The organism is Citrobacter sp. MGH110 (assembly GCF_001037515.1).
Lineage (GTDB): Bacteria > Pseudomonadota > Gammaproteobacteria > Enterobacterales > Enterobacteriaceae > Citrobacter > Citrobacter portucalensis.
Genome location: NZ_KQ089830.1, coordinates 1,127,211 through 1,147,238, shown reverse-complemented (window position 1 = coordinate 1,147,238; position 20,028 = coordinate 1,127,211). Strand labels below are relative to the sequence as shown.

The 20,028-nt window shown below is 50.0% G+C and carries 19 protein-coding genes; 5 read left to right on the top strand and 14 right to left on the bottom strand.

The genetic code is table 11. The features are described 5' to 3' along the window. Window positions 1-146 precede the first annotated feature (146 nt). A complete protein-coding gene (gene tehB / locus SK38_RS05470; RefSeq protein ID WP_048227574.1) occupies window positions 147-743 on the bottom strand; it encodes a tellurite resistance methyltransferase TehB in 597 nt (198 codons plus the stop codon). Beyond that, window positions 743-1,744: a dicarboxylate transporter/tellurite-resistance protein TehA gene (tehA, locus tag SK38_RS05465; protein WP_008784854.1), complete on the bottom strand. Its 1,002-nt coding sequence runs from the start codon at window positions 1,742-1,744 to the stop codon at window positions 743-745. The genes tehB and tehA overlap by 1 nt, the downstream gene beginning before the upstream one ends. A 113-nt stretch (window positions 1,745-1,857) precedes the next feature. On the opposite strand from tehA, the gene ydcK reads away from it, so the two are divergent. Next, window positions 1,858-2,838: a YdcK family protein gene (gene ydcK, locus SK38_RS05460; protein WP_048235315.1), complete on the top strand. Its 981-nt coding sequence runs from the start codon at window positions 1,858-1,860 to the stop codon at window positions 2,836-2,838. Here ydcK and rimL read toward each other — a convergent pair. Beyond that, window positions 2,830-3,375, bottom strand: a complete 546-nt coding sequence (gene rimL, locus SK38_RS05455; protein ID WP_048235314.1) for a 50S ribosomal protein L7/L12-serine acetyltransferase — start codon at window positions 3,373-3,375, stop codon at window positions 2,830-2,832. The two genes, ydcK and rimL, sit on opposite strands and share 9 nt — an antisense overlap. Window positions 3,376-3,593: 218 nt before the next feature. Here rimL and alr point away from each other — a divergent pair, with 218 nt between their 5' ends. After that, window positions 3,594-4,820: an alanine racemase gene (alr, locus tag SK38_RS05450; RefSeq protein WP_048235313.1), complete on the top strand. Its 1,227-nt coding sequence runs from the start codon at window positions 3,594-3,596 to the stop codon at window positions 4,818-4,820. Between the two features lie 67 nt (window positions 4,821-4,887). On the opposite strand, the gene SK38_RS05445 is transcribed toward alr, so the two are convergent. The 4 genes from SK38_RS05445 to SK38_RS05430 all read right to left on the bottom strand — a co-directional run bounded on the left by SK38_RS05445 (window position 4,888) and on the right by SK38_RS05430 (window position 9,495). Further along, window positions 4,888-5,112 (bottom strand): HP1242/YdcH family protein, encoded by a 225-nt coding sequence (locus tag SK38_RS05445; RefSeq protein WP_003833168.1) that lies wholly within the window; start codon window positions 5,110-5,112, stop codon window positions 4,888-4,890. Between the two features lie 167 nt (window positions 5,113-5,279). Beyond that, window positions 5,280-6,935 (bottom strand): glucan biosynthesis protein D, encoded by a 1,656-nt coding sequence (locus tag SK38_RS05440; protein WP_047411098.1) that lies wholly within the window; start codon window positions 6,933-6,935, stop codon window positions 5,280-5,282. 193 nt (window positions 6,936-7,128) lie between these two features. Next, window positions 7,129-8,472 carry a 2-oxoadipate dioxygenase/decarboxylase HglS gene (hglS, locus tag SK38_RS05435; protein ID WP_008784859.1) on the bottom strand — a complete coding sequence of 448 codons (1,344 nt, stop codon included), beginning with the start codon at window positions 8,470-8,472 and terminating at the stop codon, window positions 7,129-7,131. Between the two features lie 120 nt (window positions 8,473-8,592). Then, the gene (locus tag SK38_RS05430) at window positions 8,593-9,495 is read right to left on the bottom strand and encodes a manganese-dependent inorganic pyrophosphatase (RefSeq protein WP_048235312.1); all 903 of its coding nucleotides are present in this window, start codon (window positions 9,493-9,495) and stop codon (window positions 8,593-8,595) included. A 231-nt stretch (window positions 9,496-9,726) separates the two neighbouring features. Here SK38_RS05430 and pcaQ point away from each other — a divergent pair, with 231 nt between their 5' ends. Next, window positions 9,727-10,650, top strand: a complete 924-nt coding sequence (gene pcaQ / locus SK38_RS05425) for a pca operon transcription factor PcaQ (RefSeq protein ID WP_003020288.1) — start codon at window positions 9,727-9,729, stop codon at window positions 10,648-10,650. 40 nt (window positions 10,651-10,690) lie between these two features. Here the strand turns inward: pcaQ and SK38_RS05420 are convergent, their stop codons facing one another. The 3 genes from SK38_RS05420 to SK38_RS05410 all read right to left on the bottom strand — a co-directional run bounded on the left by SK38_RS05420 (window position 10,691) and on the right by SK38_RS05410 (window position 13,975). Further along, a complete protein-coding gene (locus SK38_RS05420) occupies window positions 10,691-12,379 on the bottom strand; it encodes a methyl-accepting chemotaxis protein (RefSeq protein WP_048235311.1) in 1,689 nt (562 codons plus the stop codon). 169 nt (window positions 12,380-12,548) lie between these two features. After that, entirely contained in the window at window positions 12,549-13,667 is a 1,119-nt protein-coding gene (locus tag SK38_RS05415; RefSeq protein ID WP_008784862.1) for an S-(hydroxymethyl)glutathione dehydrogenase/class III alcohol dehydrogenase, read from the bottom strand. 32 nt (window positions 13,668-13,699) lie between these two features. After that, a complete protein-coding gene (locus SK38_RS05410) occupies window positions 13,700-13,975 on the bottom strand; it encodes a metal/formaldehyde-sensitive transcriptional repressor (protein WP_003833178.1) in 276 nt (91 codons plus the stop codon). 606 nt (window positions 13,976-14,581) lie between these two features. Between SK38_RS05410 and SK38_RS25165 the strand changes: the two genes are divergently transcribed. Next, a complete protein-coding gene (locus SK38_RS25165; protein WP_231587308.1) occupies window positions 14,582-14,833 on the top strand; it encodes an ion channel in 252 nt (83 codons plus the stop codon). A 113-nt stretch (window positions 14,834-14,946) separates the two neighbouring features. On the opposite strand, the gene SK38_RS05400 is transcribed toward SK38_RS25165, so the two are convergent. The 4 genes from SK38_RS05400 to SK38_RS05385 form a co-directional block, all read right to left on the bottom strand. Next, window positions 14,947-15,735 (bottom strand): hypothetical protein, encoded by a 789-nt coding sequence (locus tag SK38_RS05400; RefSeq protein ID WP_053069332.1) that lies wholly within the window; start codon window positions 15,733-15,735, stop codon window positions 14,947-14,949. Window positions 15,736-15,920: 185 nt separating this feature from the next. After that, window positions 15,921-16,967: a porin OmpA gene (gene ompA / locus SK38_RS05395; RefSeq protein ID WP_048235310.1), complete on the bottom strand. Its 1,047-nt coding sequence runs from the start codon at window positions 16,965-16,967 to the stop codon at window positions 15,921-15,923. A 150-nt stretch (window positions 16,968-17,117) separates the two neighbouring features. Further along, a complete protein-coding gene (locus tag SK38_RS05390; protein ID WP_048214134.1) occupies window positions 17,118-18,386 on the bottom strand; it encodes a Y-family DNA polymerase in 1,269 nt (422 codons plus the stop codon). Between the two features lie 2 nt (window positions 18,387-18,388). After that, entirely contained in the window at window positions 18,389-18,808 is a 420-nt protein-coding gene (locus SK38_RS05385) for a translesion error-prone DNA polymerase V autoproteolytic subunit (protein WP_032943548.1), read from the bottom strand. Between the two features lie 260 nt (window positions 18,809-19,068). On the opposite strand from SK38_RS05385, the gene SK38_RS05380 reads away from it, so the two are divergent. Beyond that, on the top strand, window positions 19,069-19,995 hold the full coding sequence (locus SK38_RS05380; protein ID WP_048235309.1) for a DMT family transporter: 927 nt from the start codon (window positions 19,069-19,071) through the stop codon (window positions 19,993-19,995). Window positions 19,996-20,028 lie beyond the last annotated feature (33 nt).

Genomic DNA, 20,028 nt, shown 5'->3' with positions numbered 1-20,028 from the left:
CCTTTAGTTTTCGCAATGATGCCTAAAAAGGATAGCAAAACAGTTTCATTTTGGATGTACTAAAAATGGTAAGCACCGCACAATTTTATCTCTGCGCTCAGCACAAAAAATGCTGAACGCAGAAAGAGTTAACCCAGACGCGAGGTTCAGGCAGTTTTGCGTGCCAGCATGGTGGCAAAGCGCAGTTTAATTCGATTACCGTTTTCATCTGTACGATGAAGTTCACCTACGTCTTCGTTATATTTCAGCAGATCCCACCCACTGTAATAGTTGCGTAATTCTCCGGTTTTAAACGCAAACGGAAAACCAACGGTGCACGGAAAATCATCAGTATCCATCGCTGCGACGATTAAGTTATATCCACCCGGTTTAGTACAACGTTGCATATTCTCAATAAGGCCAGGGATCGTTTTGGCTTCAAGAAACATCAGTACAACGGTAGAAAGAATAAAATCGTATTCACCCTCAAAACGCAACGCATTAAGGTCAGCGACCTTCGCGTTCAGGTTGGTCAGCCCCTCAGCCGCTTTGATGCGCTCAAGGTTAGCGATGCTCATGGGGTTTTTATCCCATGCGGTAACGTCATAGCCATTTGCCGCCAGGTACAGGCTGTTTCGGCCGTTACCGCAGCCCAGATCTAACGTTTTACCTGGTGCAACCACTTTTGCCGCTTCAACGACATCGGAATGCGTACGGGTTAAATCATATTTTTCAGTAAAGTAGTTTTCGTCGCAAAGGGTCATTATTTATCCTCAGATTTCAGTAATGCAGCACGCTCCGTGCGGATGAGCAGTTTCCCCTGCATCAGCAATGCAAACGTACGTATCAGTAATAATGCAATGATAAAATTGGTAAAAATAAACAGTGGGATAGACAGCGTATGAAAAAATCCTGATTCGCTGCCGTGTCCAAGATGCAATCCCGTTGTCGCCAGGGCCGACACGCCAAACGAGAAGCTCCAGAAAGACGCATTAAATGGCTGTGACAAATACCACGGCATAAGGCGTAGCATGAACAGAAGTTGCAGCAAACCATAGCCGAACAACATTTTGGCTAACGTATCCCCCTCGCCACCGTTGACGCTAAGCCAGGCGCTACAGGCGACCAGCGCGGGTGCCAACTGAATACCAAGTGAAGTCCGTAAAACCGTCGGCAGCTCGCCGCAGCTTCGTAAACGTTGCAGAATCACTGGCTCCAGGCTGAGCCATGAAAATACCCCGGCGCCCAAAAATACCAATCCGGCATCGTTGAACCCAAGTGCACCACAGGCCATGGCGCTGATAAAGTTATTGGCAACGGTTGGCAGATACAGACCCGGCGTGGTGGCCTCTTCCGGATGCTCCCCACGCCACAGCCCTGCCGTTTGCCAGGCTGCGTATGCCAGCTGTATGACCACGCCAATACTGAATAACCCAATCGCCAGAGGTCGATACCACGGAACAAATCCAATCGCGACCAGCATCGTGGTGGCCGGAAACAGACTGACAAAGCTACTCATCACCGGATGACGAATTTCCGCCAGTACGCTATGCGGAAAACGCAGTAAACGGCTCAGAAAGGCCAGCGTCAGCAATCCCCAGATGACCATTGCAAGGATGACTAAGCCATCACCAATCCAGTGGCTCACCGGCCACACCTGGCTGGCGTAACGCCACGCAAATCCCATCCCAATTGTACCCAGTACCATGCCAAAATAACCGGCCGGAAGATTGAGGACCCGTTCACTCTGTTTGTTCTTACTCATTTTGTTTATTTTTTAAAGTATATTTGAAATGCATTTTATGGAATATCTGCCGGTTTAGCCAGTACAGAAAACTTTGCTACGTTTAACTAAGGTGCGCAACATGGAAATGAGCTATGACCAAATACCGTCTAAGCGATGAATCTCGCTCCTTTAGTTACCTGGATAATGGCAATAAAAAAAGTGTATTACTACGCCAAATCATCGCACTCATTGATTTTAATGATGTTAGATCCGGTACGCTCGGTGGCTGGATTGATGATGAAAGCGTTCTGTCGCAAAGCGGTAATTGCTGGATATACGATGAGAATGCGCTCGCGTTTTCCGGCGCGACGATAACCGGAGACGCCCGTATTACACAGGCAAGCGTGGTCAGAGATGGCGCGCAAATTGGTGATGCCGTCTGGATTGACCGAGCAGAAATCAGCCATAACGCGCAAATACGTGACAACGTCACCATTCAGGATTCTGTCGTTCGCGGTGAGTGCCTCATCTGCGGTGATGCACGCATTGTGTGTGACTCTGAAATCATTGCGGCCAGAGGGTTAACCCGTGAAAGCGACCAGCTCCTGCAAATTTACGAGCGGGCGGCAGTCAGCAATTCACGCGTGGTGCATCAGGCGCAAATCTATGGCGATGCGATGATCAATTATGCCTTTATAGAACATCGGGCTGAAGTTTTTGATTTTGCACGGATAGAAGGCAACGAAGAGAATAATGTCTGGATCTGCGATTGCGCCAAAGTCTATGGGCATGCACGCGTCATCGCCGGAACGGATGAAGACGCCATTCCTACCCTGCGCTACAGCTCGCAGGTGGCGGAACACGCGGTGGTTGAAGGTAACTGCGTGCTGAAACACCACGTGCTGGTTGGGGGGCATGCGCAATTACGTGGCGGACCGCTCCAGCTTGACGGTCACATCCTGATTGAAGGCTATGCCTGTATTCTGGGTGAAGTGCTGATCGAGCATCATATTGAGATAACCGATCAGGCCCAAGTTGAAGCCTTTGATGGCGATGCGATCCATCTGCGCGGGCCAAAAGTGATCAACGGCGAACAACGTATCACGCGCACCCCTATCGCCGGTTTATTCTGAAGAGCCATCAATGATGCGGGCGTAGAGATTCACGTCATGGTAATCGCCATTAAGGAACTCCGCCTGTTGCATACATCCTTCCAGTCGGAAGCCATTGCGCAGTGCAACCTGGTTGCTTCTGACGTTATCTACACGACATTTAATCACGAAGCGGCGAATCTCCTGGCGCTGCGCATAATGACGAATCATTGCCTGTAGCGCCTGAGACAGAATGCCTTTGCCCTGGTGCTCTTCATCCAGCCAATAACCAATATAAGCGGCTTTGTTCAGCGGCTCTATCTGGTTAAACGAGATAACGCCAGCCACCTCCCCATGTTCGAAAATAAGGAACATTTTGGCGTAGCCGCGCTGGTGCAACATCATATTCCCCTGCACGTTCTTACGCGTGTCGTCCTCAGATTCGACAAACTGCGGCCAGTTCAGTGACTGTTGGAGCCAGGTTTTATTTTTAAGCACCAACTGATGCAGAGGGGTGACGTGGTGTTCTTCTACCGCCCGCAGTTCCAGCGCGTCACTAACGATAATTATTTCTGACATGTTTATCTCCTTTGCGATCGTAAACGGGGCATTTCTGACTGGCAGTAGCCGATATTACTCTGTTTAGCACCGAGGATGTCTTATTTTTATGCTGTAACAGCAATCACTTAGAAAGAATCTCTGGCGTGGAACCCGTTACTCTGGTGATCCGGGTATCCCCTCATGGATAGACCGTAATGATGACAATAACACTTTCATTCTATTGCTAAGGAGCAAGCATGGCAGCACCTTTGGGTCGTTTAGCACTTATTCCGCTTTTACTGATTACCGCCTGTCACCAACCTGTTTCTACCACGCAAGCGGGCCCCGTTCCCTTTGCCGTCAATAAGCAACAGGTCGTGGATAATACCACGCTGGAAATTTCCCGTAGCGCGCTGGAATATAACATTCATAAAGTTCAGCAACTGCTGGGAGATAAAACCCGGATGTGCGCCATTCTTAAAGGCGACGCGTATGGCCACGATCTCTCACTGGTAACACCGGTGATGATGCAAAACGGCGTACAATGTATTGGCATCGCCAGCAACGAGGAGATTAGTACCGTTCGCCAGTCAGGCTATACATCGCAGCTCATGCGCGTGCGTAACGCGACGGAAAAAGAGATGCGCCAGGCGGCGGATTTCGATACCGAAGAGCTTATCGGTAATCTGGATATGGCTAAGCGTTTAAGTGCAATCGCTCAGGAGAAAGGTAAAACTATTCGTATCCATCTGGCGCTGAACTCTGGCGGTATGTCGCGTAACGGTCTGGAAGTCAGTACCGCTGCAGGTCTGGAAGAAGCACGCGCTATTTCCGCATTACCCGGCCTGAAAATTGTCGGCATCATGTCGCATTTCCCGGAAGAAGATGCGGCAGTGGTAAAACGCGATCTGGCCCGTTTCAATACGCAATCAGCCCAGGTACTGAAAATTACCGGTCTTAAGCGCGAAGATGTCACCCTGCATGTCGCGAATACGTTCGCTACCCTGACCGTTCCAGAATCCTGGCTCGACATGGTGCGTGTTGGCGGTATTTTCTATGGCGATACCATCGCCAGCACCGAATACAAACGCGTCATGACGTTTAAATCTGCCATCGCGTCGGTAAACCATTACCCCAAAGAAAACACCGTCGGGTATGACAGAACCTATACCCTTAAACGTGATTCCGTTCAGGCCAATATCCCGACAGGTTATGCCGATGGTTATCGCCGTGTGTTCAGTAATGCGGGGCACGTGCTGATCCGCGGCCAGCGGGTTCCGGTACTGGGTAAAACATCCATGAATACCGTGATCGTCGATGTAACCGATTTGCCGCAGGTTGCATCCGGTGATGAAGTGGTGCTGTTCGGTAAACAGGGAAATGCGCAGGTTAGTGCAGAAGAAGTCGAAGAAATTAGCGGCGCGTTGTTCACTGAAATGTCGATCCTCTGGGGGGCGACGAACAAACGCGTGATGGTCGATTAACACCTAAAAACAGGAAGGGCTTCCGTTTCTCGCAGGAAGCCCTTTTACACAGCAAGCGCCGTTCTACTTAGCTCTCACTGACACTCTCTTTTTGCAATATTTTGAGCAGATCTTCCTTCAGGTGGAGTTTCTGTTTCTTAAGACGAACAATGTCCAAACTATACCCCCGACCATCCGAACCTTCCAGTCTGGAGATCTCATGATCAAGGCTGTTGTGTTTTTCGAATAAGGACAGAAAGCGAGGGTTCTCGGATTTCAGTCGGGAAATAAGGTCTCTGTATTCTGGAAACATACTTTCTCCCTGTTAGTGGACAAGAACGTGTATAAGAAATACACACCCACAGAGTACCCATTTGCCATACAGAAAAATGCGAACAGGATCGAGTAAATAGTGTACAGAGTCGTTATGAGGATGAATGCAGATACGGCTCCCCATCAGGAGAGCCGTAAAGGGCGTGATTAACGCATCTCGCGGTCGTCAACGTACTGACGTTTATCCGGCGCTGGCGGGAAGTACTGATACAGCCAGGTTTCGCTGATGGCGTCACCCTGACAACGCAGGAACATACGCATATCTACCGGATCGGTTGAGTCAGAAGTCGGATACCAGTCAAACTGAATGCGATAACCGTCGATAGGCTCCACGTAGAGGATCTCAATCTGTTTCGCTTCACCGCTGGAGAGCGTAATCACCGGTTCAATGCCTTTCGGCGCAGCCGCTTTTAGATCACCACCAACGAAGTCAACGGCAAAACGACGCGCCCATTTTTCCGGGTAATGCTCGCCCGGTGCCCATCCTTCCGGGAAACCGCCCATGCCTGTCCGGGTCGCCATCACGCGAGCCAGCGGCGAACGCACCGGCGGCTGAGCGCTCCAGTACAGGCGATATTTGAATTCCAGCTCATCGCCGGCTTTGATCTTCTTGTCCGGCTGCCAGAAGCAGACAACGTTATCCAGCGTTTCGCCGGTCGTCGGGATCTCCATCAGACCGATGGTCCCCTTGCCCCACTGGTTGCGCGGTTCGACCCACAGGCTTGGGCGCTTGTTATACCAGCCCATGATGTCCTGATAATGGGAGAAGTCGCGATCGAGTTGCAGCAAGCCAAACCCTTTCGGGTTGTTATCGGTATAGGCGTTGAACTGCAGCTTTTGCGGGTTATTCAGCGGACGGCAGATCCACTCGCCATTGCCCCGCCACATCGCCAGACGATCGGAGTCATGGATTTGCGGGTGAATAGTGTCGCACATACGACGCTCGTTGTTGCCGCAGCTGAACATGCTGGTCATCGGCGCAATGCCGAGCTGCTTGATGTCTTTGCGCGCATAGATGTGGTTTTGTACATCCATAATCACCTGCGTTTTCTCGCAGTGGATCACGAACTTGAATGCGCCGGTTACGCTTGGGCTGTCGAGAAGCGCATACACGGTAAAGGAGGTTGCGCCCGGTTTAACCGTTTCAAACCAGAAAGAGGTGAAATCAGGAAACTCTTCTTTGCTGTCGGTATAGGTATCTACCGCCAGACCACGGGCCGATAAACCGTACTGATAGGTGTCATCCACGGCGCGGAAATAGCTGGCGCCCAGGAAAGAAACGACGTCGCGGCGGGCCAGTTCTGGCGCTTTAAACACGCGGAACCCAGCGAATCCGAGGTCAGTCTGCCCTTCCAATTGTTTGGTATCCACACCCGCGTCGTTGTATTTAAACAGTTCCGGACGGAAGTGAATTTCACGCGCCATATGCGTACTACCATCAACCGAGAACATGCGTACACGGCGACGGAAGCCCATTCCCACGTGGAAGAACTGCGCATCAAGCTGACGATTTTCAACATTGTTCCACAGAGACTGCTCTGCGTCATATTGAATGCTGTTGTAGGCCTGCGGCGTCAGTTTCGCCAGCGTGTCCGGTAACGCGCGTGGTGCACCGCCCCAGGGTTTCTGTGCTAAGTCATGGGCCATCGATTGCAGAACGGAAAAATCAAAACGTACGGTTTTTCCGTCTGCAATGTCAGACTCTGCCGCAAAGGCGGCGCGGGAAAAGAGTGATGCAATACCACTGGTTCCGCACACGGCGGCCATTGCCATTGAACCTTTAATAAATCGTCTGCGATTCATGCCTGAAAGTGAGTCCTTCTGGTCGTGTAAATGGTCCCGCGCCGGTCAAAATCTGCGGCATGAGAGTGCACATTTCTGACCGCTCACTCTAGACAAAATTCATTAATAATCCAATTGTTGGTCGCCGATTATCTGTACAAAATCGAAAATATTTTATGTCGATGGGAACAGACCGAATCCCATGTAAATTCCATTAAAGTAAACCACACCGACGTTTACTTCGCTCTTGAGCCTCCTGATACAGCGCAAACTCATCATAAACCGCGCAACCCAGCGCCTGTTCAAACGCGTCGCGGCTGGAATTTCCGTGGCTGCGAGCCTGTGTTTCATTGCCCAAATTGGACTGGAAAATTCCTGCGGCGCTCACCGGTAAAAAATCTTCGTAGGTGATGGGTTGCGCAACCAGCCAGCCCCGTTCAATAAGCGGCTGCGGATCGTCATCAGGGCGAATCGCCTGCCGATGCGCTTCACCCGATGGCGTCAGACGATAGCGGAACCAGGCTAGCCCCTGCTGGCGCAGCAGGAATTCGCTGTCCGGGAAGGCTTTAAACACCTCCTGAAGATGTAGCTGGTGCGTCAGATTGTCTTTCCCCGTTCCCGCTTTATTCAGCAATTCGTCGTACAACGCCCTACCTTTCGGCGTCAGGGCCACGCCGCGCTGTTCGATCTCACCAAAACGTGCCGTGTGAGTGCCGCGCATTTCACCGGCAAACAACACCGGTTCTTCCAGCGCTTTGAAACTGGTCTGACGCAATAAAATGGGCACCTCGCGGCGCGGCGGCCCTTCAATCAGTATTTTCGGTTCAATGCCGCATTCCGGCATCATCGACTGCACCCGGTCAATATCCAGCGTTCGCGGTGTCAGATGGTTGATATGACAACCGGGGAAGCACACCACATCGGCAATCAGCCGGTGTTCGTTGTGTAATGCGTGATAGGTCGCTTCATCGACCGTGGCATGCTGATGCCAGCGGAATGTTTCCAGCGCTTCATGCACAAATTCTTGCGCCTGTTCAGATGTAAAACTGCCCTGCGCATCAAATTCATCCAGCAGTTCGTGGCAACGGCGAGTGAAAATATCGCGTTTCGCGAGGATCTCAGCGGCTTTTTGCCGCAGCGCGGCGTTTTCGATTAGTTCGAGCCGTAATAACGAGGTGAATACCCGAAACGGGTTGCGCGATAGCGAGGCATCGTCGATGGGACGAAAGGCTGTGGAATGTACAGGGACGCCCGCCTGGGAGAGATCGTAATAACTCACCGGATACATGCCCATAACGGCAAACATCCGGCGCAGCGTAGAAAGCTCCTGCGCGGTACCCACTCGAATGGCACCATGACGCTCAACGTTTAGCCGGGCCAGTTCATCCGCATTCGCCAGTTTTTCATGCAGCGTCGGATTATTTTCCAGTACCGCCAGATTCACATCAGCGACAAGTTCCAGCAACGTGCCGTACTGCGGGACTTCCTGCTGGTACATTGCTGACATTGCCTGCGAAAATTGTTCCCGAATCTCATCTGCCGTGATGGTGTTCGCCATAATGTCATGCCTCCAGTGAATATTACCTGGAGTGTAGAAAACGCCGCTGACTCCGGTGGGAAGAATTTACAAAGTGTGACCCCGCGTAAACTTCCCACCCATACAAAAGATGAACAGTACCTACTGGCGTGGTTTCAAATGACTTTCCAGCCAGGGCAGCATCTGTTTTTTACGGCTAAGCATACCTTCGACCTTGCAAGGCTGCGGGATGTCTGAAAGTTCTGATCCAGCAAACCATAGGCTGGTGTCACCCAGATTGATGTCAGTGAGCATCAGCACGACTAACGCAGCGTTCTTTTCTTCTGCATAGCGCGCCATTTCCTGACGGAGATCGTCCAGCACCGCATCCACCTGTTGCAGCGCATAGAGTTCGAGCTGCGCGACACAGACTGAATGTCCATGGATGGTGAAGGTTTTAATGTCTTTCTGCAAAAGTTCCCGGGCGCTCATCCCTTCCACACTTGTTTTAGCTGACAGCAGGTCGCGACTGAAAGCGTCAAGATCCACTCCGGTTTTTTGGGCCAGCGCATCAACCGCCAGGCGATCGTCAGTGGTCGTCGTTGGTGAACGAAGCGTGACAGTGTCACTCAATACGGCGCCGAGCAGTAAAACAGCCTCAGCTGAAGATAATTGGTTGCGTTCATCCTCCGTCATCAGTTGCCACAGCAGGGTTGCGCTACTGCCGACAGGCTTCACCCACACTTCCGGTGGCAGACGGGTGACTAACCCACCAAGTCGGTGATGATCGATAATTCCCACCACGTTACTTTCTGTTAACGATTCCGGTCCCTGGGCCGGCTCGGTGAAGTCGACCAGCCAGACATCATGATCGGTCAGTTCAAACGTCAACCGTTCAGGCATTGTCAGCCCCGCATGCTCAAAGATAAACTGCGTTTCGCGGTTAGGCTCGCCCAAACGCCATGCCGTCGCCTGCTGGCCACGTAAACTAAGCCAACGCGCCGTCATTGCGGCGGTGCAGATGGCATCGCTATCGGGATTAAGGTGCCCTATTACATGTATCATTCATCAGTGCCTTGTGAAGAGAAATCGTTCAAAAGTAAACAATCACCAAAGTATAACGACTGGCCACACTCCCTTCCATGATCCCACCACCCAGCAATGCTGTACAAAACATAAGCAAAATAAATCAGTTGTAAGTAAAACATGATAAATGTTAATAATATTTTGCTATCAGGTTATCAAAAACAAACAACTTTACTTGTCACCGATACGGCTCTGTTTTTAACATCGCTTATGGAAAAAAATGTTCTGTTCAATCAGCGCATTCGCTTGCGCCACCTTCATACTTTTGTCGCCGTTGCACAGCAGGGAACGTTGGGGCGCGCGGCTGAGACCCTTAACCTGAGCCAACCGGCTCTCTCCAAAACGCTAAATGAACTGGAGCAACTGACCGGTACCCGTCTCTTTGAGCGTGGCCGCCTTGGCGCGCAGTTAACGCTGCCCGGAGAACAGTTTCTTACCCATGCGGTAAGAGTGCTGGATGCGCTCAACACCGCCGGACAAGCGTTAAATCAGCGCGAAGAGTCGCAGACTGATGTCGTACGGATCGGGGCCTTACCCACCGCGGCACTGGGCATTCTGCCTGCGGTAATTGGTCCTTTCCACAAGCAGCAAATGGAGACCACGCTACAGGTCGCCACCATGAGCAATCCGATGATTCTGGCAGGTTTAAAATCCGGGGAAATCGATCTTGGCATTGGTCGCATGGCCGATCCGGAATTAATGGTCGGTCTGAACTATGAATTGTTGTTTCTGGAATCACTTAAACTGGTCGTGCGCCCTAATCATCCGCTGTTGCAGGAAACTATCACGTTAAGTCGGGTAATGGAGTGGCCGGTGGTGGTTTCGCCAAAAGGAACCGCGCCTCGCCAGCACGCAGAAGCATTGTTGCAAAGTCAGGGTTGTAAAATGCCGCCAGGCTGCATTGAAACGCTGTCAGCATCGCTTTCCCGCCAGCTGACGGTTGATTACGACTATGTGTGGTTTGTACCTTCAGGCGCGGTTAGAGAGGATTTACGCCAGGCGACGCTGGTGTCGTTGCCGATACCTACCCACGGTGCGGGTGAGCCCATCGGTATTCTTACCCGTGTCGATGTGCAACTCTCTCAGGCCGCGCAGATCCTTATCGCCGCAATACGCAAAACCGTACCGTTTTGATGCCAAATATTAAGGGACCATCAGGTCCCTTAATTTATTGTTAAAACGTTTCCCAGTTATCGCCACTGGCCGTTGCCGTCTGCGGACGCGATTGGTCAGGCGTAGTGGTTACGGGAGGGCGTTTAATTGCACTCGTTCCCGTTAAGCGAAATGTACCTACGGCTTCCGTTAAGCGCGCCGCCTGCTCTTCGAGAGATGCCGCCGCAGCCGATGCTTCTTCAACCAGCGAGGCATTTTGCTGCGTAACCTTATCCATTTCTGATATCGCCTGGCTCACCTGTACGATACCCCGGCTCTGCTCATCAGAAGCCGCCGCAATTTCCAGCATGATATCGGTCACGCGTTTTACCGCGTCGACAATATCCGTCATCGTATTGCCCGCCGCGACGACTTCTCCGGAGCCCTGGTCAATCAGTCGGACCGATTCGCTGATCAATCCTTCAATCTCTTTTGCCGCCTGAGCGCTGCGGCTTGCCAGCGTACGGACCTCACTAGCGACCACGGCAAATCCACGCCCCTGCTCTCCTGCCCGCGCCGCCTCAACCGCAGCGTTCAGTGCCAGGATATTGGTCTGGAAAGCAATGCTATTAATCACGGCTGTGATTTCGGAGATTTTCTTCGAACTCGTTGAGATATTACCCATGGTTTTCACCACGCCAGAAACCATCTGACCGCCCCGACTGGCCTTACCGGACGCATCTTCCGCCAGTTTGCTTGCGTGATGCGCATTGTCGGCGTTTTGCTTCACCGTGGCGGTCAGCTCTTCCATGCTGGCTGCCGTTTGTTCAATCGCTGCGGCCTGTTGTTCAGTACGTGAAGACAGATCGGTATTACCCGCCGAAATCTCGCTGGTACCGCGGTAGATTTCTTCCGCGCCCTGACGTACCGTGCCCACCGTTTTCCCCAACGATCGTTGCATTGTCTGTAGGTGACGGCTCAGACGGCCAATTTCGCTACGCCCGGTCGGTTCATCGTGCATCGTCAGATCGCCTGATGAAATTCGCTCAATACGCTGGGCCGCGCGTAGCAGAGGGTGAATGACGGTACGACGCAGAACAATGAACGTCATCACGGTTAGCACCAGCGCAAGAACGAATGCACCCAGCATAAAAGCCATGCCGAGTTGTGTACGCTGATGCGCCTGTTCGCTTAACTGGTTCGCCCTTGCGGTACGAATGTCGATCGCTTTTAACAATACCTTATTGTAAGCAGAGTCCAGCGGTCGGGCCTGTTCATTTTCATGGTTGATGATCGCTTCAAACATGCCGTTTTTAGCGTACTTCAACATAGGCTGTAAGCCGTCGATATAGGCTTTGAAGCTGGCGCTCAGTTCAGCATCTAACGCTTCATCGGCAGACGTTTTTACCGCGCGTGACATATAAGCATTGAAACCGTCCTGCGACTGCTTGATCCGTTTTTCGGCCTCGGCAATATTGGCCTTCATGTCATCCATTTCGGCAATACGGCTCGCCGCGCCGGCGTGGATCATGTTGATACGTGCGGTACGTAAATGGTTAGAGCTGTTAGATAACCCCATCCTGACCTGAATCTCATCGGTCACGTCGCGCTGATCGCGATCGGCCTGCATAAGAAAATAGCTTGCCAGTCCGGAACTTAAGGCGAACAGCAGAAGGATGCCACCGAGAATGGAGGAAAACAGCGGAACCAGCCGGATTTGATGCAGAAAGCCCAGTTTATGCTGGGCTTGCATCGATGTAGTGTTGTCCATGACCGTCGACTCTCTTGTAGGGTTTATGCGTGAAAACACGCCCGTTAGATAGTCATCGGCAATCCGGGAAGTTTACTTACCGTGAAAAGCGCCGGATTCGTCACACTTTCACAACATAATTCTAAAAAATTCAGGAAAGTGCCAGCGGTTAAATCCGCTGGCCAATGAATCAGTTATCGCCAAAGTGGATAACGGTACGGATGGACTTACCCTGATGCATTAAATCGAACGCTTCGTTAATCTGCTCCAGCGGTAAACGGTGGGTAATAAAGGGATCCAACTGAATTTTCCCACTCATTGCTTCTTCAACCATGCCAGGAAGTTGAGTACGCCCTTTCACACCGCCAAACGCGGAACCGCGCCAGACACGCCCGGTAACCAACTGGAACGGACGCGTTTTGATCTCTTGCCCTGCTCCCGCCACGCCAATGATGATGCTTTCGCCCCATCCTTTATGGCAACATTCCAGTGCCGCGCGCATCACGTTAACGTTGCCGATACATTCAAAGCTAAAATCCACGCCGCCGTCGGTCAGCTCAACGATCACATCCTGAATCGGTTTGTCGTAATCCTTCGGGTTGATGAAATCGGTCGCGCCCATTTCACCTGCCAGCTTAAATTTTTCCGGATTGGTATCAACGGCCAGAATACGCCCGGCTTTCGCCTGCACCGCGCCCTGAATTACCGCCAGACCAATACCGCCCAGACCAAATACGGCGACGGTGTCGCCTTCTTTCACTTTTGCGGTGTTATGGACTGCTCCGATACCGGTGGTCACGCCACAACCCAGCAGACACACTTTGTCCAGCGGGGCCTGCGGGTTAACCTTCGCCAGAGAGATCTCCGCGCAAACGGTGTATTCGCTGAAGGTGCTGGTGCCCATATAGTGATAAATCGGCTCACCGTTATACGAGAAGCGCGTTGTGCCATCCGGCATCAGACCTTTGCCCTGGGTCGCACGTACGGCCTGGCACAAGTTGGTTTTACCCGATTTACAGAACTTACACTCGCCGCACTCTGCGGTGTACAGCGGGATCACATGATCGCCCGGCTTCAGACTGGTGACGCCTTCGCCTACTTCAACCACAATGCCGCCACCTTCATGGCCAAGTACCGCCGGGAATACGCCTTCCGGATCGTCGCCAGAGAGCGTAAAGGCGTCGGTGTGGCACACGCCGGTATGGGTAATTTTAACCAGCACTTCACCTTTCTTTGGCGGTGCGACGTCGATTTCGACAATTTTTAACGGTTGGCCGGGGCCGAATGCAACTGCTGCACGTGATTTCATTTGTCTCTTCCCATTATTGCGAGGTGATGATGTTATTTTAGATAAGCACGCAGAAGATGGCCGATTTCAGCCATGCGCACGGCACGCTGGTCTGGCGTTGTTTCTCCGCTGACCAGCTCGTCTTTCAGATGGATCTCAACCATTTCGCCCATCAGGCCATTGGATGCACCGCGCACGGCGGCAATTTGCTGCAGGATTGCCAGACACGGTTCGCCTGATTCCAGTGCACGCTCAAGCGCATCAACTTGACCGCGAATACGGCGTACACGGGTGAGAATGCGTTTCTTGTCTTCAGGTGAATGCGGCATACGCCCTCCAGATACTATAGGGGGGTATACTATCAGATTTGTTATTTCATTGTAAAATATAAGACTTATTTAATATCAGTAGATTAGGTTAAGTCACTTTCAGCCATGTGTGAACATATGCAGCCTTTCGGTGCCCCATACGTGCACTCAAGGGTGCTGCTCGATGCATACAATGCCCTTTTTATTCCAGCATTTTCAAAGTCGATACCAACTTATATGCAAGACGAGGCAGGATTTAAGAATGGCATTGCTTTATTTTCTCTGCAATGAAAGTATCACCATCAGATTCTTAACACGTTTAACTAGCCAATTTAATTTTTTATACAATAAACAATTAAATAACAACATTCATTAATAATCATCTGCATGAATAGTATTTGGCTTTATATTTCCTTCCGTGTACATTCCAGAAATATCAACTCAACCCTATACCCTTAACCGTCCAAAGAGCCAGCATGATAATTTTATTTGTTTTCGCACTATTAACTATTACCGTTATAATTCATACGTTTTGGATGTTATGGGTAATGGAAAAACTACGTATAAACAAAAAATCAACATTTCACTTCATATTCAGAATATGTAATTGTTGTTGCAACTGCTCTTATGGCACACCTCGCAGAAGCTGGCGTTTTTGCAATTTTTTACATAATTTCTGGTGCGCTAGAAAACTGGGAGTCAGCCAGTTACTTCTCTCTCGTAAGCTATGCAACTCTTGGCTATGGTGATGTGACATTACCGGCAGAATGGCGATTGATTGGCGCAGCTGAAGGGCTTGTCGGTGCCCTCATGGTAGGCTGGTCCGTAGCCGTACTGGTGGTGTTTCTTCAGCAATTAAAATTCATGTTTAAAAAATAATAAAGTGACAATTTGAATGTGCGGTTCGGCGATCTGACAGAAACACGGTGGCGTAGCATCTCGTGAAGCCCCTGTCGGATCGCCAGAAACAAAACGACTATTGATGATTATTATCATATTAGTTTGAACAACACACGGATGGGTTTTAATTGTGTTAGATGCTCCCAAAGATTAAGTAAATTAATAAGACCTGCCTGAGCTAATATTGCTATCGTGATCATCAATGTGGATGCAGTAATTACAAGCATTAAGCGGTTAATGTTTCGTTGGATCCTGAAATGTTGCTTGTCCCTTCTCTCTTCAGATTCCCATGAAACAATTGTTGAAATAGCCTTGCCTTGTATATAATATTTTTCATCACTAAATCTGACATCTTCTGTAATTACAAGTGACTGGAGAAGCAGAAAGACCTTCCTCCTGAAATCTTCATTCTTGATATGTTTATACCAAAGCGTCCCGTACAATAGATCAATAACCTCATCACATGTTACTCCAGTGTGAGTTTTCTCTGGCGATTGATGTACATATTCGTTCACCAGCATCTGTAGCAACATTATACGATCAAGTCCACTCAACGCCTTGTTACTGGCGAATGAAGAAAAGAGATTGCTTTTTGCTCTCGTCAGAGCATTTTTTGCATAAGCAATACGTGTAAAATAATTTACTGCAAAAAGAAAAATCGAATCAAACCTTAACGGACCTTGCTTTCTCCAATGAATAATCTCAACATTCATTTTTTCAATATCATTGAGTGGAAGGTTTATTTTCTCCATATAGGCGTGCTGCTCAGCATGCCATTTTTCAAGCACAACATTTTTGCCTCTTAGGCTCACAAGCTGATATTTTTCTTGTTTTACATCCGAAAAATAAACACCATAGTAATTATATACTTGATCATCCACATGATTTTTCAGAGTAAACCGTGGCAGAAAATAACGCCATAATCTACCTTTAGCTCTCGAAACTAAGGATTCTATGAACATAATTACGCTCTAACATCTTTAATTTGTCACAGTTAATGATAGTCCACTGTGCGAATAAAAAAGCCCTCCCCATTCGATAATGTGGAGGGCTTTTGTACACCGATTTAGTACTTATCAGTGATCTCAACAACGACATGGCGATCTGGAGCAAGGCAATTAATCAGCTGCTGTCCGGTCTGCCCATCACAACTGGATCCCGTGACAGAATCACTCGAACCATGTCCTTGTGCAGTAATATTTGCAGCTGGCATGCCTAACGCGACTAATTCATCGGCAACAGCCTGCGCGCGCTGGGCTGACAGTTGCTGGTTATAATCTGCGGCTCCGGTGCGATCGCTATAGCCAATAACAACGGTCGCTTTGTCTTTGGCCGGTTGCAGACCGGGATTTCGGTATAACTGCGCAATCGCCGCTTTCCCTTCTGGGGTTAATGCTGCTGAATCATAACCAAACATCACATCAGATTTTAAGTTAAAACGCTGAGGTTCAGGCGCAGGAGTTGCGGCAACTGCCGGTGCAGGCGTAACCTCCGCGTCGTCATGCTGGCCAAAGCGATATGACAACCCAGCGGTAACGGAACTAACATCGCTTGATACGCCAATCTGGTTTTCATTACCCACATTGCTCACCCATTGATATTCCACGCGGCCAGCCCAGTTCTTGTTAAAGGCATATTCCGTACCAACAGCCACAACCGGACGCACACCGGTATCAAAGCGGTTATTGCCTTTAATATCTGACTCCGCGCGATATCCCATTGCCCCTGCACGGCCGTAGAGATCCCAATTATCTGTCAGACCATAACTTGCCTTCAGAGATAATTGCAGGCCCTGACTTTTCATTTGAGAACCAGATGCGCCATTTTTACCGTTGAATTGCATGTTGCCTAAATAGTCATAACCGCCTTCAACTGCCAGCCATGGAGTAATCTGATAGCCTGTAAATACACCACCACCGACGTTATCGCTATCAAAACCAACATCACCATATTTATTACCATTAGCCCCCGTTTGCTGGCTTGCGCTGGTATCAAAGTAATGCGACCAACCAAATTTCCCACCAGCATACCAGGTTCCCGCATCCGCTGCGGCAAATGCCGTAGTCGCGGTCAGCGCATTTGCAATAATGAGTGTAATAAGCGTCTTTTTCATAAATTTCCTATTATAGACTTGCCGTTTGTCAGTTAGTTATCTGTTAGTCGGCGCTACAATAAGATTTTTAATGAAGGCTGATAATCGTTTTTTTATTTATTTCTGGACAGTTTTATAATCGCTCTGGACGCTTATTTACGATAACAATGGCTATCCCACCCGCAGTAAATCGCTATATCTCGTTGTATAACGCGGTGAAAGCATATCTCGCTTCATTGCCCACGGTTGTTGTATACCTTGTCCGGCAAAATAGAGTGTTCCTTTACCCTTTTCAGCATTGAGTGTATCCAGAACGGCCATCAGCTTATCGCTGTTATGCCGTGGGGCGTTGTCATCAAACAGATTCAACTGCGCAACGCCAGAACTAAAAAAATCGCCCAGCATAACCCCTGCTTTTTGATAACGCAGCCCCTCCCGCCATATTGCGTCCAGGCTACGTGTGGCCGCCCTTATAATTTCCCGACTATCCTGGGTTGGTGTCAGCAGTTTTATCGATGCGCTGTTACCGTAATACGGTTCATTCAGGGAAAATGGGCTGGTTTTGATAAACGTAGAGATAAACCGGCAGAACTGGTGCTCTCTGCGTAATTTTTCCGCAGCACGTGCAGCATAGGTACAAATAGCCTCTCTCATCGCATTGTAATCCGTGAGTTTTTCACCAAACGATCTTGAACAAATGATCTCCTGCTTAACTGGCGCAAACTCTTCCAACGCCAGGCACGGTTCACCGCGCAATTCCCGCACAGTGCGCTCAAGCACAACGTTGAAATGTTTGCGGATAAAGCGAATATCGGTATCCGCCAGGTCGCAGACCGTTTTAATGCCCATAGCGTCCAGTTTTTTACTGATACGGCGTCCGACACCCCAGACTTCATCAACCGGGAGCGCAGCCATCAGCTTACGCTGACGCTCAATATTCGAGAGATCCACCACCCCGTCAGTCTGTTCCTGCCACTTTTTGGCAGCATGGTTCGCCAGCTTGGCCAGGGTTTTGGTCTGGGCGATACCGACCCCAACCGTGAGGCGCGTTTTCTGTAAAATGGTTTCTCTGATTTCACGACCAAAATCTGTAAGATCCCTGCAGTTTCGCACGCCAGTTAAATCACAAAAGGCTTCATCGATACTGTACATTTCCACGCGCGGAGACAGCTCCTCCAGAATCGACATTACCCTGCTGCTCATATCCGCATACAGCTCGTAGTTCGAACTAAAGCAGAACACGCCGCAGCGCCTGAACAGATCTTTTTGTTTGAAGTATGGTGCTCCCATATTGACGCCAAGCGCCTTCGCTTCCGCGCTGCTGGCAATGACACAACCATCATTATTTGAAAGAACAACAACGGGTTTACCTTTCAGGTCCGGTCGGAATGCCGATTCACAACTGGCATAAAACGAATTAACATCCACCAGCGCAAACATAATCAGCCCGCGGATTTAATGATAAATGTCACCACGCCAAATATATCCAGCGTGTCCTCGCTGCCGATCATGATCGGTGCGTAGGCGCTGTTCTCTGGCTTCAGCATCACCACCGGATGCAATTGCAGGCGCTTAACGGTGAATTCGCCTTCAATAGCAGCAATCACAATGTCTCCGTGGGCCGCTTTTCTGGCACTGTCGACTACCAGCAAGTCGCCAGCACCGATCCCTGCCCCCATCATGGAGTCGCCAGACGATTTAACAAAATAGGTTGCGCTGGGATGCTGCACCAACAGGTCGTTAAGATCGATACGTTTCTCAACGTAATCCTGCGCCGGAGAAGGAAAACCGCAGGGCACGAGATCGCTAAATAGCGGGAATTGTTTGATTTCGCGATGTTCTACTGGCTGGAAAAACAACATAATAATCTGCCTCTCATATAACTGTATTTATATACAGTAGTTTTAATGAGGACAGTGATCAAGTGACAGACGTGGCGAACTGAGCGTTGTTTAATCATCTTGCCGGTAAGCGTTTATGCTATCTGGAAAAATAATTTTCGGTTTTATTCCACAGAAGAAAGTACAAATTTTCGCGACATGTACTCAGCCGGAATGATAACGACTACGGCGCCCTGAAAGCGCGTATAGTGGCGTACTAAAATCATTAAAACGGACACATTATGACCACCGCAGGGAAAAGTCATCCGCTGGCCATTGGCGGCCTCATCACCTTAACGCTCATCTGGAGCTACAGCTGGATCGCGATGAAACAGGTCACGTACTACATCGGCGCGTTCGACTTCACTGCACTACGCTGTTCTTTTGGAGCATTATTGTTATTCATCGTTCTGTTACTGCGTGGCCGAGGAATGCGCCCGACACCTTTCGGCTATACGTTAGCGATCGCCTTACTACAAACATGCGGCATGGTTGGATTATCACAATGGGCGCTAGTCAGCGGCGGTGCAGGTAAAGTAGCCATACTGAGTTATACCATGCCATTCTGGGTGGTGATTATGGCCGCCATTTTCCTCGGTGAACGCATGCGGCGTTTACAGTATTTCGCCATTGCCGTGGCAGCTGCGGGATTATTGCTGGTTTTACAGCCATGGCAACTGAACTTTGCCTCAATGCAGAGCGCGCTACTGGCGATCCTTTCTGGGATCAGTTGGGGGGGCAGCGCGATTGTCGCCAAGCGAATGTATACCCGCCATCCGAATATCGATCTGTTAGCGCTGACCGCATGGCAGATGCTGTATGCCGCGCTGGTGATGAGCCTAGTGGCCTGGCTGGTTCCACAGCGAGATCCAGACTGGCAACCTGTCGTTTTCTGGGCATTAGCTTATAGCGCCGTGCTGGCGACGGCGCTGGCATGGAGTTTATGGCTGTTTGTGTTGCGTAACTTACCAGCCAGTATTGCCAGCTTAAGTACGCTGGCGGTACCTGTCTGTGGCGTTCTGTTTTCCTGGTGGTTGCTGGGTGAAGAGCCTGGCGTTGTTGAAGGCTGCGGTATTGTGCTGATTGTTGTTGCGCTGGCTATCGTCAGCCTGAAAAAACGCGTCTCCCAGGTTCAAAGCGTACGAAAAGCACCACCCTGCGAAAATTAATCGGCTAAAAAAATGCCCCGCATTTGCGGGGCG

Excerpts from the sequence above, each read along its gene's own strand:
- tehB (WP_048227574.1), bottom strand. The coding sequence starts at position 743 with ATGACCCTTTGCGACGAAAACTACTTTACTGAAAAATATGATTTAACC.
- tehA (WP_008784854.1), bottom strand. The coding sequence starts at position 1,744 with ATGAGTAAGAACAAACAGAGTGAACGGGTCCTCAATCTTCCGGCCGGT.
- ydcK (WP_048235315.1), top strand. The coding sequence starts at position 1,858 with ATGACCAAATACCGTCTAAGCGATGAATCTCGCTCCTTTAGTTACCTG.
- rimL (WP_048235314.1), bottom strand. The coding sequence starts at position 3,375 with ATGTCAGAAATAATTATCGTTAGTGACGCGCTGGAACTGCGGGCGGTA.
- alr (WP_048235313.1), top strand. The coding sequence starts at position 3,594 with ATGGCAGCACCTTTGGGTCGTTTAGCACTTATTCCGCTTTTACTGATT.
- SK38_RS05445 (WP_003833168.1), bottom strand. The coding sequence starts at position 5,112 with ATGTTTCCAGAATACAGAGACCTTATTTCCCGACTGAAATCCGAGAAC.
- SK38_RS05440 (WP_047411098.1), bottom strand. The coding sequence starts at position 6,935 with ATGAATCGCAGACGATTTATTAAAGGTTCAATGGCAATGGCCGCCGTG.
- hglS (WP_008784859.1), bottom strand. The coding sequence starts at position 8,472 with ATGGCGAACACCATCACGGCAGATGAGATTCGGGAACAATTTTCGCAG.
- SK38_RS05430 (WP_048235312.1), bottom strand. The coding sequence starts at position 9,495 with ATGATACATGTAATAGGGCACCTTAATCCCGATAGCGATGCCATCTGC.
- pcaQ (WP_003020288.1), top strand. The coding sequence starts at position 9,727 with ATGGAAAAAAATGTTCTGTTCAATCAGCGCATTCGCTTGCGCCACCTT.
- SK38_RS05420 (WP_048235311.1), bottom strand. The coding sequence starts at position 12,379 with ATGGACAACACTACATCGATGCAAGCCCAGCATAAACTGGGCTTTCTG.
- SK38_RS05415 (WP_008784862.1), bottom strand. The coding sequence starts at position 13,667 with ATGAAATCACGTGCAGCAGTTGCATTCGGCCCCGGCCAACCGTTAAAA.
- SK38_RS05410 (WP_003833178.1), bottom strand. The coding sequence starts at position 13,975 with ATGCCGCATTCACCTGAAGACAAGAAACGCATTCTCACCCGTGTACGC.
- SK38_RS25165 (WP_231587308.1), top strand. The coding sequence starts at position 14,582 with ATGGCACACCTCGCAGAAGCTGGCGTTTTTGCAATTTTTTACATAATT.
- ompA (WP_048235310.1), bottom strand. The coding sequence starts at position 16,967 with ATGAAAAAGACGCTTATTACACTCATTATTGCAAATGCGCTGACCGCG.
- SK38_RS05390 (WP_048214134.1), bottom strand. The coding sequence starts at position 18,386 with ATGTTTGCGCTGGTGGATGTTAATTCGTTTTATGCCAGTTGTGAATCG.
- SK38_RS05385 (WP_032943548.1), bottom strand. The coding sequence starts at position 18,808 with ATGTTGTTTTTCCAGCCAGTAGAACATCGCGAAATCAAACAATTCCCG.
- SK38_RS05380 (WP_048235309.1), top strand. The coding sequence starts at position 19,069 with ATGACCACCGCAGGGAAAAGTCATCCGCTGGCCATTGGCGGCCTCATC.